Consider the following 12403-nt stretch of genomic DNA (forward strand, 5'->3'; position numbering starts at 1 on the left):
TCCGAGGAATGGAGTGCCATGGAAGGCACTGTGGTCGCGGTCGTGCTGGTGGCCCTGGTGGCCCTGCTCGTGCTGCGCAGCGGGATGCGGGTGGTCAACCAGGTCGAGCGCGGGGTCGTGTTCCGCTGGGGCAAGGCACGTCCGGGGCACCGCAATCCCGGCATCACCTTCCTGATCCCCTTCGCCGACCGGATGCGCAAGGTCAACGTGCAGGTGGTGACCATGCCGGTGCCCACCCAGGAGGGCATCACCAAGGACAACGTCTCGGTCAAGGTCGACGCGGTCGTCTACTTCCGGGTCGTCGACCCGGCACGGGCCGCGATCGAGGTCCAGGACTACGTCTTCGCCGTCGGCCAGGTCGCCCAGTCCTCGCTGCGTTCCATCATCGGCAAGAGCGACCTCGACGACCTGCTCTCCGACCGGGAACGGCTGCACGAGGGCCTCGCCCTGATGATCGACAGCCCGGCCGCCGGCTGGGGCGTCCACATCGACCGCGTCGAGATCAAGGACGTCCAGCTCCCGGAGTCCCTGAAGCGGTCCATGTCCCGCCAGGCGGAGGCCGAGCGCGAACGCCGGGCCCGGGTCATCACCGCGGACGGCGAGTTCCAGGCCGCCCAGCAGCTCGCCAACGCCTCCCGCATCATGTCCGACACCCCGGAGGCCATGCAGCTGCGGCTCCTGCAGACGGTCGTCGAGGTGGCGGCCGAGAAGAACTCGACCCTGGTGATGCCGTTCCCGGTGGAACTGCTGCGGTACTTCGACAAGGCGGCCCAGCAGTTCGGGGCTACGACTCCTGCGGCACCGGTACCCGCTCCGGCGCCCCCCGTCGAGCAGCCGTAGCGAGCGCTACCGTCACCCCGCCCGACGCGGCCGCCATGAGGGTCATCGCCGCGCCGGGCGAGGTGAGTTGGGCGATGGAGCCGGCCAGGGCCGCGGCCACGCCCTGCATCGTCAGCATGCCTGAGGAGTGCAACCCCAGGGCGTGGCCGGACAGTTCGTCCGGGGTCAGGGCCATCAGCCGCTCCTGCTGGACGAGACTCGCGCCGAAGCCGACCGAGGCCAGGGTCACGGCGACCGCGGCGAGCGGGAGTGCGGGACGCAGGGCGAAGAAGAGGTAGGGGCCGGCCAGCAGCAGGAGCAGCGGCGTCGCCAGGCGCCGCCGTACGGCCGTCGGGACCAGACGGCCGACGGTGACGTCCCCGGCGAACATGCCCAGCGCCCCGCAGGCGAACAACGCGCCGGCGGCGTGGGGCGCGTAGGAGACGTAGAGGGACTCGCAGCCGACGACGAGGCCGTTGGGGAGCCACAGGCCCAGGTAGGTGAGGCGGCGCGGGCGGTCGGACCACAGCAGGGCGTTGGTTCGCCAGGTCGCCGAGACGGACGGGCGGCCCGAGGAGCGTGGCGGGCGCTCGGTCAGCCCCAGCCGCATGCCGAGGGCGGTCGTGGCGTAGAGCGCGGCCGCCAGCAGCAGACAGAGCTGCGGGGACAGGAAGGTCAGCAGCGCCCCGCCGGTCGCGAACCCGGTGATCTGCATCATCCCGGAGAGCATGTTGAACACCGAACGCCCCAGCAGATAGCCGTCCTTGGACAGGATCTCGTTCAACAGCCCCCAGCGCACTCCCCCGCCCAGCGAGGCGACCAGGCCCTGCAGGAGGACGACACCGAAGACCGCCCCGATCGGCAGGCCGGGCAGCGCGAGGACCGCCGTACTGGCCGCGAAGGCGAGGGCGATGCCGGTCAGCGCCGTGCGCGGGCGCAGCCGGTCGGCGCCCGACAGCAGCAGCGAGGCGCCGAGCACCTGGGCGAGCTGCGGCCCGAACATGCTCACCGCCGACAGCAGCGGCGAGTCGGTCGCGCGGAAGACCAGGGTGCCGAGCGCCAGCCCGCCGATCGTCTGGCCCACGGTGTGGGTGGCGGAGGCGAGGAAGAACGGGGTGAACTCGGGAGTGCGGAAGAGCTCTCGGTAACTGCGCATGCGGGGAGTCTCAGGAGGGCGGGAAAGCGGGCGTTAGTGTTTCGCGCGAGCGCGAAAGGTCACTGGGGGTGGCATGGGCTGGTGGCAGATCAACGCGGACACCCTCGCGGGCAGCCGGTTCGTGTTGTCCCCGCTCGCCGAGACCCTCGCGTCCCTGAAGCTGCTGCACGCGGGCGAGGCCGCGCACCCGGGCGAGCAGGTCTGGCTGGGCCGGCATCTCCCCGGCTACCGCGCCCTGCTGGCCGCCGACCCTGTCACCGCGCTGCTGGTGCGCGCCGGGCTCGGCCGGGTGTGGACCGCGGACTTCCTCGCCCCGACCCCGCGGGACAGGGAGGGCGTCGAGGAGGGGCTCGCCCGCGTCCGTGCCACGCCCGCCGACCGGGCCCGCGCCGACCTCGTCGTCTCCCTGGCCGGCGGCCCGCTCCCCGCCGCCCTGGACCGCGACGACCTGCCCGAACGCGCGGCCGGCCTGCTCTCCCGCGTCTGGACCGAGACCGTACGGCCGTACTGGGACCGGCGCCGACGGGTCCTGGAGGCCGATGTCGTCGCCCGCACCGCGCAGGTCAGTCAGGGCGGCTGGGCGGCCGTGCTGGACGAGCTGCGGCCGGGACGGACCCGGTGGCTCGGAGAGAACCGGCTCCAGGTGAACCTGCACGAGTATCCGCCCCGTGAGATCTCCGGCGCCGAACTCGTCTTCGTGCCGGTGACCCCGCAGCGGCAGGGCGGCTGGGTCTCCTGGGAGGACGCCCGGGAACGGTACGCCCTGGTCTATCCGTGCGCGGGCGTGCTGTCGGGCGGTGGGCGCGGGGCCGTGCCGGCGGCCCTCGGCGCGCTGCTGGGGGCGGCGCGGGCCGAGGCGCTGGTGCTGCTCGACTCGCCGCTCAGCACGACCCAGTTGGTGGCCGTGACCGGGCAGGCGCTGGGGTCCGTCGGCCGGCATCTGAAGGTGCTGCTGGACGCCGGCCTGGTGGAACGCCGTCGTGCGGGGCGGTCGGTGCTGTACTCCCGTACACCGGCCGGCCACGTCCTGGTGGAGGCCGGGAACCGGGCCGACACTTACCGGAGTTAGCATCCGGTTATGACGACTGCAGAGAGCAACGGCGCCGCTCCCCTCGACGTGGAGATCGGCGCCCTCCAGGGTGGATCAGCCGACCTGTCCCAGTACGCGGGCAAGGCTGTCCTCATTGTGAACGTGGCCTCCAAGTGCGGGCTGACCCCGCAGTACAACGGGCTCGAGCGCCTCCACGAGCGCTACGCCGAGCAGGGCTTCACCGTCCTCGGCGTGCCCTGCAACCAGTTCATGGGGCAGGAGCCGGGCAGCGCCGAGGAGATCGCCGAGTTCTGCTCGGCGACCTACGGCGTGACGTTTCCGCTCACCGAGAAGATCGAGGTGAACGGCGACAACCGCCACCCCCTCTACGACCGCCTGACCGGCTTCGCCGACGCCGAGGGCCACACCGGCGACATCCGCTGGAACTTCGAGAAGTTCCTGATCGGCCGCGACGGCAAGGTCGTCGCCCGCTTCTCTCCGCAGACCGAGCCGGAGGCGGCGGAGATCGTGACCGCCGTCGAGAGCGCCCTCGCCTAGCCACCCGTTGACCTTGCCCCTGGGGCAGGCCCGAGCGTTCTGGTCACCGGGCGGAAAGGACCCGTCCGGTGACGGAGGATGCTCTCGTGGACGAGGAACTGCTCACGATCGGCGCGTTCGCCGCGCGGGCGCGGCTGTCGGCGAAGGCCCTGCGGCTGTACGACCGGCTCGGGCTGCTGGCGCCGGCGCAGGTGGACGAGCTGAGCGGCTACCGCTACTACCGCGCGGACCAAGTGGAACGCGCCAGGCTCGTGGCGCTGCTGCGGCAGCTCGACATGCCCCTCGCCCGGATCGCCGAGGTGGTCGAGGCGGAGGGCGCCACGGGCGCCGACCTGCTCGCCCGGTACTGGGCGGACGTGGAGACGCGCTTCGCCGGGCAGCGGACGCTCGCCGAGTACCTCCGTGGACGGCTGTCGGGGAGGAGCTCCGAGATGTACGGAAAGTTCGTGGTCGAGACGGTGGACGTACCCGAGCGGGTGGTGATCACCGAGTCGCGGCACACCCTGGCGGACGAGCTGCCGGCGTGGATCGGGGCCTCGCTCGGACGCCTGGAGGAGGCGGCCCGCTCGTGCGGGGGCGTGACGGCGGCGCCGTACGTCGTCTACCACTCCGAGGTGTCCATGGAGAGCGACGGCCCCGCGGAGTCCTGCGTGCCGGTCGCGGACGAGGCGGCGGCACGGGCGTGGGCGGCCGGGCGGGGACGGGCCTGGGAGACCCGGGTGCGTGTGGAGCCGGCCCAGCGGCTGGCCTACACCCGCATCACCAAGGCGCAGGTGGCCCACCCGCAGATCCTGGCCGCGTTCGAGGCGGTGGAGGAGTGGATGGCGCGGGAGGGCCTGGAGATGGCGGGCCCCTGCCGCGAGGTCTACTTCGCGGACTGGGACGCGGCCGGTCCGGAGGACGAGGTGTGCGACGTGGCGTTCCCCGTCAGGCGATCAGGCGGTCAAGCGGTCAGGTGATCGGGTGCTCAACGGTCCGGTGATCACTTGAGCTCGTCGGGGCAGGGCGTACCGCGGGGCAGCGTGTAGGGGGCCGCCAGGCGGTACGTGCCCGCCTTCGGGGCGATCAGCATGGTCCACCGGTCGCCGTTCGCGTCCTTCTCCGTCTCCATCAGGCAGCCGTTGACGTTGTCGTACGACTTCGGCTGCCCCTCCGCCCGATGCTTGGACGCCTCCGTCTCCTGCGGCGGCTTGAGCTTCTTGCCGTCGGCGTCGACGATGCTCAGCCACGGCGAGTACGGGATCTTGATGAGGATGCGGCCGGCCTTCTTGACGTCCATCGTCATCTCGCCCTGCTCGGCCCGGTCGACCACGGTGTTCGGCTCGGCCAGCGGGGCGGCGTCGGTGACCCGGAACAGCTGCCAGTTGGCGTCGCCCCAGATCTGCGTCAGATACGGCATGCCCCGCTGCACCAGCTCCCGCTCGCGCTCCCCGCCGTCGCCGTCCGGCTCGTCCTTGGGCAGCACGACGAAGTGGACGGCCCAGCGCTGCAGCCACTCGTGGTAGTTCGCCGAGTTGAGCGTGTCGTCGTAGAAGAGCGGGTTGCGCTCCATGTCGGCCTGGCGGTTCCAGCCGCGGGCGAGGTTGACGTACGGCGCGAGGGCGGAGGCCTCGCGGTGGGAGCGGGCCGGGACGACCTCCACGCGGCCCTTCTCGGCGCCGACCTTCTGGAGCTGGTTGACCAGCGGCGCGAGTTCGCGGGCCCAGGACGCGGTCGGGGTGGTGTGGACGACGTCGTCCACCGCCTTGAAGCCGATCCAGAAGACGAAGCCGGCGATGGCCACCCAGGTCAGGTACCACTCGCGCGAGCGCGGCACCTTGAACGGCAGCACCGCCACCAGCGCGACCCCCGCGAACAGCATCGCCAGCCGGGTGATGTTGGAGCCGATCTGCGAGCTGACCAGCCAGACACCGAGCACGCCGAGGCCGTACACGACGGCGGTGAGCCGGACCGTCGTCCACTGCCTGGGAGTGAGCGCGAAGATGAAGACCGCGTAGATGAAGGGCAGGCTCACCGAGGCGATCGTCATCGGCTGGGTGCCCGAGAAGGGGAACAGCCAGGCCGAGACCGCCACCACCACGGCGGGCGCGATCCCGAGCGCCCAGGCACCGGGCCGCCGTTTCTGCAGGAACAGCGCGACGGCGACCAGCCCCACGAACAGGCCGGCGACCGGCGAGGCCATGGTGGCCAGGGCCGCCAGCACGGCCGCGCAGGCGGCCTTCGCGCCCCGCTTGTGGCGCCACTTGTGCGGCCAGCAGAAGACGACGGCGACCGCGCCCAGCGCGAACACCGTGCCCAGTCCGAAGGTCACGCGCCCGGAGGCCGCGTTGCACAGGAAGGCGTAGACCCCCGCCAGCGAGGCCCACAGCGGGTTCTTCACCGACCGGCTGCGGATGAGGATCATCGTGAGCAGCCCGGCGGAGACCGTCCCCGCGATCATCATGGTCGTGCGGACGCCGAGCACCGACATCAGGTACGGCGACACCATGCTGTACGACACCGGATGCATCCCGCCGTACCAGGCGAGGTTGTACGCCGAGTCGGGGTGCCGGCCGACGAACTCCGCCCACGCGTCCTGGGCCGCGAGGTCACCGCCACTGTTCGCGAACGTGAAGAACCAGACGATGTGCAGGACGCCCGACAGGGCGGTCATCGACAGCACCGGGTGACGCAGCAGACGCTCGCGCAGGGCATGGAAGGCCCGGATCGCCCTGGCTCTCGCGGAGGAGTCCGTACGACCGCTCTCGTGCCGCTCGTCGCGCGGGACGGGCACGCGTATTCGCGGGCCGGTTCCCGGGCCCGGATCGGCGTCGTCGGCGCGTGTCGGCTCCGCAGTGGCCACCTGAAGGCACTCCCCGTGGGTGTCCTGTCTTGTGTTGAGAGACGCGTCCCGTTGGCCGTCCGTTGCCGACCACGTCCCGGGGCGTTCCCCGGCCGCGTCCCGCGGCGGCGACCTGCCCCATTTCGTGACGCTAGCACGCACCCCGCCGGACGGCTCCCAGGTGGGCCCGCCGACGGGGTACGTGGCAGCGGTGCTGCCGGTTCAGCCGAGACGGGTCAGCTTGGCGGTGAGTCCGGGTTCACTGAGGTCCTTCTGCAGGGCGACCGGGACCTTGACCGCGCCGCTGGTGCCGTCGCCGACAGTGAGCGTGCCCACCGTGGTGCCGGCCTTCGCGGAGTGCGGTACGGCGTCGGCGCCGAAGGACAGCTTCACCCGGAAGCCGGACCAGCCGACGGCGGCGACGTCCTTGGTGACCACGATGGGGGTGCGGCCGCCGAGCTTGTCGTCCACGTACCCGACGACGTCGCCCTTCTTGAGGATCTTCGCGGACTTCAGCGCGTCCTGGGCGGCGAGCATCGCGGTCTTGCTGACCGCGTTGACCGTGTCGATGATCGGGTTCGTGTGCTGGCCGAGGATCGCGCCGACGACGGTGACCGTCTCGCCGTCGACCTCCTTCGTCGCGGCGAACAGGAGGTTGCCGCCGGCCTTGGTGGTCGTACCCGTCTTGATGCCGATGGCGCCGTTGTAGGGCACGAGCCGGTTGTAGTTGTCCCACTTCTTGCCGGAGGGATCGACCCAGCTGGGGAGCTTGGTGATGGCCATCAGGGCCGGGATCTTGACGAGCTGGTTGCCGAGCTTGACCTGGTCCGAGGCGGTGGAGACGGTGGTCTCCTTCAGGCCGGAGGCGTCGGTGTACGTCGTGTTCGTCATCCCGAGCTGCTGGGCGGTGTCGTTCATCTTCTTGATGAACGCGGCCTCGGAACCGGCGTCCCAGCGGGCGAGGAGGCGGGCGATGTTGTTGGCCGACGGGATCATGATCGCCGACAGGGCCTGCTGCTCGGTGAGGACGTCACCCTTCTTGACGGTGGTGAGAGTGGACTCGCCGTCCTTCCAGTAGCCGGCCTCCTTCTCGGCGAGCGCGTCCACCGTGATCTTCGGACCGTCCTGGCCGGCCTTGAGCGGGTGGTCCTTGAGGACGATGTAGGCGGTCATCGCCTTGGCCACGGAGCCGATGGCCACCGGCGTCTGCTTGCCGAAGGCGCCCATCGTGCCGATGCCGTTGACGTCCATGCGGCCCTGGCCCTCGTTCGGCCACGGGAGGGTGACCGGGGAGCCGTCGAAGGTGTACGAGTCGTCGGCGGTGAGGGCGAGGGTGGGGGTGGGCAGGGGGCGTACGGCCTGCACGATCGCAAAGACGAGGGCGAGGAGCAGGACGAGGGGGGTCCAGATCTTGATCCGGCGCAGGATCGTGCGGACCGGGGTCTGGGGCGGGGGCGGGGTGTTGGTCAGCTCGGCCAGGAGGTCGAGCGGGGGCTTGGGCGGAAGCGGCTGCTGGGTGGTCCGCTCGGGGCCGACCTGCGGGACGGGCGCGGTGGCGTCCGCCGGCTTCCTCGTGGCGGGCTCGTCGAGGGGCTTCAGCGCGACGAACTTGCTGGTGCGCTCGGGGTCGGTCTTGGGGTCGGTCTTGGGGTCGGTCTTGGGGTCGGTCTTGGGGTCGGTCTTGGGGTCGGTCTTGGGGTCGGTCTTGGGGTCGGTCTTGGGGTCGCCGAGCTTGCCGCCCAGTTTCAGCATGGTGGTCGGCTGGTCGACCTGGGGCTTGGGGGGCTTGGGGCGCTTGAAGACGGCGGTGGGCTGGTCGACGGGTTTGGCGGGTGCGTTGGCGCCGGCGCTGGCGTTGGCCGTTTTCCCACCCGCACCGCCCGTGCGGCTCTCGTCGTCACCTGCGGGTGGCCCCTGCGGTCCGTTCCCACCATCGGCGACTGCGGGCCCGCGCCCGGGAGCCACACCGCCCGCCGCCTCATCGTCACCGTCACCGGGGACCTTGTCCTCGACCTCGGGCTGCTCATCCTCGGGCTCGGACTCGCCGTCGTTGCCACCCGGCCGGGCGTCCTCGATGTCGTCCTCGGCGTCCTCGCCCGCGGGGCGAGCATCCTCGACGCGAGACTTCCCAGCACCGGACTGAGCGTCCTCAGCGCTGGAACGGGCCTCGTCGACGCTGGCCCCACTCCGAGACCGGGCGTCCTCGCTTGCGGGTCGAGCATCCTCCACACCGGACTCCGGGACCTCCCCCGCAGAGCCGGAGGCCTTGGCGGCAGGCCGAGCATCCTCAGCACCGGAGCGCGGCTCCTCGTTCGCGGGCCGGGCATCCTCGACACCGGGCTCGGGGTCAGCGGCTGCGGAGCGGGGGTCCCTGGCGGCGTTGGGTGCCTTCGGCTTGTCGTCGGGCTCGGGGCTGTCGTCGTTCTCGTCTGTTGCGGCGCTCTCGGGCTCCGCGCTCTCGGAGGCGTCCTTGGCGTCCCCCGTGCGCACCCACGCCGCGACAGCAGCACGCAGGCGTGCGTCACCGCCCGTCTCGCCGTCGCCGGCGACCTCAGCGGAATCGTTACCCTGCGCCGAGCCATCGCCCTCGGCGTCCCGCGCGCTCGCGGAGTCACGGCCGCCCTCAGCGTCGCCGGACTTCCCGGCACCGTCCATGTCCGAGTCGCCCGTACCCGCGGTGTCCTCCGCGTCCTGAGCACCCTCGGACTCCCCGGCCTCCGCAGAGCTCCGGCGGCCCTGGGCGCCCACAGCGCCGTCGGCGGCGCTCTCTGCGTCCCCGGCGTCCTCGGAGTCCCCTGCGGCCTCTCCAGCCGTCTCCGACCGGCCAGAGCGCCCCTCGGACGCCGTCTCGCCGTCCACGGCACCGCCGGGCGTCTCGTCGTCACCCGTCTCCGCCGCAGCCCCGTCCGAGGAGCCGTCGGTCATCGCCTCGCCGGACGCCCCCTCGGCCTCCCCGTCGGTCCCCCGGCCATCCCTGGCTCCGGTCGCATCGCCGTCGACCCCCGCGATCCCGTCCCCGGAGGAACCGCCGCCAGTCCCCGCGGTCCCGTCCCCGGACGCGCCACCGTCAGCCCCCGCAGCCCCCTCGTCGGCCTCGCCGTCCGTCGTCCCGGTCGGCGGCGGCGTTTCCTCGGGTCCTCCGTCCGACGTCGCCACGGGCGCCCCCGGCTCAGGAGAAGCCCCGGGGGCGTCCGTTCGCTTCAGGTCCCGTACCGAGAGGGTTCGGGTCGCCGTGTCGACGCCGCCTCGGGGGGTGGACGGATCCCGGGACACCGCCATGCGGGGGTCACTCGGGTTGGGAACCGGAACCGCGCTCCCCGACGTCGGTTCTGCCGACGACTCGCGCTGCTTCGACCTGTCGGGGGACTCGCCCGCCACCGATGCCTCCTCCATCTGCAGCCGCATGCCCCGCACGCGCCTGCCGAACCGTCAACCGAACCGTGAATCGCCGCCCGGGACACCGCCGTACGCGCTGTCCGAACCATGTACCAGTGTCCTGTGTGGGGGCTTAACCCCTGCGGTAGACGAGAACGACATACCTACCGGTTCCCTCACAAAGAGGTCACGCACCCTCGACAGACCAATGTGAGAGGGGTCACCCTGTCTTTCATCCACGCGGGGAGGCATGGATGGGCAGGAGCCGCAGAACACTTCCGGAGGAGCTTCTGCTGCTGGCACTGGACCCGACCACGGGTACCACTGCGCAGCCGCAGTCGCTCGACCTCGGTCTGGCCGGAGCACAGCTAGTGGAGCTGGCGCTGGCCGGACGGATAGCCCCAGACGGGGATCGTATCGCCGTGGTGGCCCCACGGCCGACTGGAGATCCAACGTTGGACTGCGCGTTGGAGTTGCTGCGAAGGCGTGGCGCTCCCGTGCGGGCAGTGAACTGGATTGGCGGGCCGCGTCTCGGGCTGCGCCAGACCTACCTCTCGCATCTGGAGCGGTGCGGCATGGTGCATGCCGTGGCCGGTCAGATGTGCGGGGTGCTGCCGACGACTCGCTACCAGGCGACGGACACCGCCATCAGCCGGGAGATCAGGGCCCGGCTGGATTCCGCGATCCGTACCGGCGTACCGCCGGACCCACGGACCGCGGCGCTCGCCGCACTGGCGCACGCGGTCGGCCTCGGCAAGCATCTGTACCCGGGCAACGAGGGTCGTTCGTCCAGGTCCCGGCTGCGGGACCTGATCCGGCACGACCCGATGGGCGGTCTCGTCGCGCACGCCGTGATGGACGTCCAGAACGGCGTGGCGGCCCAGCCGCGCCGCAGCCCGGCCCCGGCCGGCCGCCAGGCCGCCGCCGGACCGGCGAGGTCCGCCGCACCGGAACCCGCTCGTGGTGTTCCGATGCAGCCGCGCCGGGGTTCCATGGCACGCGTCGTGGCCCACTGAGCCGCGGTTCCACGACACAGCACCACCCAGGCACCACCGATCGCACCACCGAGAACCGCACCCGAGTCCCCGGACCCGGTTCGGGAGCCGCTGGTTCGCGCGGGGTGACGGGACCGCGAGGTCTCGTCACCCCGCGCGGCCGCATGTCCGGCCTGTTCGCGCCGGGTGCCGTGAACTGACGTGCGTTCAGCGCATATCCATCGTTTGCCAGCGGTAGAAAGCACCTTGGTGGCAGTCTGCTCAACAGCAGATACGCAAAGTGGTAACCAGAGGTCCGCAGCCGGAGGTGCACGTCCCGTGGCGTCCAATGTCAATCCCACCGTCAGGCGGCGCCGGCTGGGCCAGGAGCTGCGCCGGCTCAGGGAACTCAAGGGCATGACGGCCGAAGAGGTCGCGGAGCGGCTGCTGGTGTCCCAGTCGAAGATCAGCCGGCTGGAGAACGGGCGGCGCAGCATCAGCCAGCGCGACGTGCGCGATCTGTGCGGGGTCTACGAGGTGGAGGACCACCGGATCGTCGACTCCCTGATGCAGATGGCCAAGGACAGCCGCCAGCAGGGGTGGTGGCACTCCTTCGGGGACATCCCCTACAGCGTCTACATCGGGCTGGAGACGGACGCGGCCAGTCTGCGGGTGTACGACCCCCAGGTGGTGCCGGGGCTGCTGCAGACCCGGCAGTACGCGGAGGCGCTGATCGCGGGTGCGCTGCCGGAGACGGCCGCCGCCGACGTGGACAAGCGGGTGCAGGTGCGGCTGCGGCGGCAGGAACGAATCACCGCGCCGGACAACCCGCTGCGGCTGTGGACCGTGATGGACGAGGCGGCGCTGCGCCGGGTGGTGGGCAACAAGTCGCTGATGCGGGACCAGTTGGAGCATCTGGTCGAACAGGCCCAGCTGCCGCACGTGACCGTGCAGGTGATCCCCTTCGACATGGGCGCGCACCCGGGTGTGAACGGCCAGTACGCGATCCTGGAGTTCCCCGACGCGGCCGACTCCAGCGTCGTCTACATCGAGGGCGTGACCAGCGACCTGTATCTGGAGAAGGCCAACGACGTGCAGAAGTACAGCGTGATGTACGAGCACCTCAGGGCGCAGGCGCTGAACCCGGAGCATTCGCGTCAGTTCATCGCGGACATCGCGAAGGAGTACGCGCGCTGAACCGGCCAACGGCGGCCCGTACGGGCCGCCTTCGACGGAAGGGGCCGTACAGTACACCTTCCCCGGGCCGGATTGGAAGACCCGCCTGGAATATGCCATCCAGTCGAGTGAATAGTCGCTTCGTACGCCGAGGTGGGCGAGTAACGTCGATCACGCCAATCGGGCAGCAGGGTTGGCGGAAACCCAGTAACTCATCACCAGGCATTACGGAGCAAAAATGGCAATTCGTCAGGGCGCCACGACCACCTGGACCAAGTCCTCGTACTCCACCGGCAACGGCGCGTGTGTCGAGGTCAAGTCCCCGGTGATCGCGGCCATGGCCGTGCGGGACTCCAAGGTCTCCGACGGTCCGGTGCTGGCCTTCCCGGCCGACGCGTGGAACGCCTTCGTCACCTCGGTCAAGGCGTAACGGCACGCCGGTCACTCACGTATGAGACAACTGCACAAGCATCACCACCAGAGCCCTCTCGACC

The 12403-nt window shown here is 71.1% G+C and carries 10 protein-coding genes; 7 read left to right on the forward strand and 3 right to left on the reverse strand.

The window, feature by feature from the left end; genetic code table 11:
- The first annotated feature begins 18 nt into the window (after positions 1 to 18).
- Positions 19 to 840, forward strand: coding sequence for a slipin family protein (locus ABZZ74_RS09805; protein ID WP_133049527.1), 822 nt, complete (start codon positions 19 to 21; stop codon positions 838 to 840).
- Here ABZZ74_RS09805 and ABZZ74_RS09810 read toward each other — a convergent pair.
- Positions 785 to 1975, reverse strand: a complete 1191-nt coding sequence (locus ABZZ74_RS09810) for an MFS transporter (protein WP_356762939.1) — start codon at positions 1973 to 1975, stop codon at positions 785 to 787. The genes ABZZ74_RS09805 and ABZZ74_RS09810 overlap by 56 nt on opposite strands.
- A 73-nt stretch (positions 1976 to 2048) precedes the next feature.
- Here ABZZ74_RS09810 and ABZZ74_RS09815 point away from each other — a divergent pair, with 73 nt between their 5' ends.
- The 3 genes from ABZZ74_RS09815 (at position 2049) to ABZZ74_RS09825 (ending at position 4522) form a co-directional block, all read left to right on the forward strand.
- Entirely contained in the window at positions 2049 to 3044 is a 996-nt protein-coding gene (locus ABZZ74_RS09815) for an ArsR family transcriptional regulator (RefSeq protein ID WP_356762941.1), read from the forward strand.
- 9 nt (positions 3045 to 3053) lie between these two features.
- Positions 3054 to 3563, forward strand: a complete 510-nt coding sequence (locus ABZZ74_RS09820) for a glutathione peroxidase (protein ID WP_356762943.1) — start codon at positions 3054 to 3056, stop codon at positions 3561 to 3563.
- Positions 3564 to 3631: 68 nt separating this feature from the next.
- Positions 3632 to 4522 carry a MerR family transcriptional regulator gene (locus ABZZ74_RS09825; RefSeq protein WP_356762945.1) on the forward strand — a complete coding sequence of 297 codons (891 nt, stop codon included), beginning with the start codon at positions 3632 to 3634 and terminating at the stop codon, positions 4520 to 4522.
- Between the two features lie 23 nt (positions 4523 to 4545).
- On the opposite strand, the gene ABZZ74_RS09830 is transcribed toward ABZZ74_RS09825, so the two are convergent.
- The gene (locus ABZZ74_RS09830; protein WP_356762947.1) at positions 4546 to 6405 is read right to left on the reverse strand and encodes an MFS transporter; all 1860 of its coding nucleotides are present in this window, start codon (positions 6403 to 6405) and stop codon (positions 4546 to 4548) included.
- A gap of 201 nt (positions 6406 to 6606) precedes the next feature.
- Positions 6607 to 9540 carry a D-alanyl-D-alanine carboxypeptidase gene (locus tag ABZZ74_RS09835; RefSeq protein WP_356762949.1) on the reverse strand — a complete coding sequence of 978 codons (2934 nt, stop codon included), beginning with the start codon at positions 9538 to 9540 and terminating at the stop codon, positions 6607 to 6609.
- A 473-nt stretch (positions 9541 to 10013) separates the two neighbouring features.
- On the opposite strand from ABZZ74_RS09835, the gene ABZZ74_RS09840 reads away from it, so the two are divergent.
- The 3 genes from ABZZ74_RS09840 to ABZZ74_RS09850 all read left to right on the forward strand — a co-directional run bounded on the left by ABZZ74_RS09840 (position 10014) and on the right by ABZZ74_RS09850 (position 12339).
- Complete coding sequence (locus ABZZ74_RS09840; protein ID WP_240871288.1) at positions 10014 to 10775, forward strand: GPP34 family phosphoprotein; 762 nt, start codon at positions 10014 to 10016, stop codon at positions 10773 to 10775.
- A 297-nt stretch (positions 10776 to 11072) separates the two neighbouring features.
- Positions 11073 to 11930, forward strand: coding sequence for a helix-turn-helix transcriptional regulator (locus ABZZ74_RS09845; protein ID WP_133049533.1), 858 nt, complete (start codon positions 11073 to 11075; stop codon positions 11928 to 11930).
- 217 nt (positions 11931 to 12147) lie between these two features.
- Positions 12148 to 12339 (forward strand): DUF397 domain-containing protein, encoded by a 192-nt coding sequence (locus ABZZ74_RS09850; RefSeq protein WP_356762952.1) that lies wholly within the window; start codon positions 12148 to 12150, stop codon positions 12337 to 12339.
- Positions 12340 to 12403: the final 64 nt, after the last annotated feature.

The sequence above is a fragment of the Streptomyces sp. NPDC006476 genome (genome assembly GCF_040612015.1).
GTDB lineage: Bacteria > Actinomycetota > Actinomycetes > Streptomycetales > Streptomycetaceae > Streptomyces > Streptomyces griseorubiginosus_B.

Coding starts and splice junctions, on each gene's coding strand:
- ABZZ74_RS09805 (WP_133049527.1), top strand. CDS start 19: ATGGAAGGCACTGTGGTCGCGGTCGTGCTGGTGGCCCTGGTGGCCCTG.
- ABZZ74_RS09810 (WP_356762939.1), bottom strand. CDS start 1,975: ATGCGCAGTTACCGAGAGCTCTTCCGCACTCCCGAGTTCACCCCGTTC.
- ABZZ74_RS09815 (WP_356762941.1), top strand. CDS start 2,049: ATGGGCTGGTGGCAGATCAACGCGGACACCCTCGCGGGCAGCCGGTTC.
- ABZZ74_RS09820 (WP_356762943.1), top strand. CDS start 3,054: ATGACGACTGCAGAGAGCAACGGCGCCGCTCCCCTCGACGTGGAGATC.
- ABZZ74_RS09840 (WP_240871288.1), top strand. CDS start 10,014: ATGGGCAGGAGCCGCAGAACACTTCCGGAGGAGCTTCTGCTGCTGGCA.
- ABZZ74_RS09850 (WP_356762952.1), top strand. CDS start 12,148: ATGGCAATTCGTCAGGGCGCCACGACCACCTGGACCAAGTCCTCGTAC.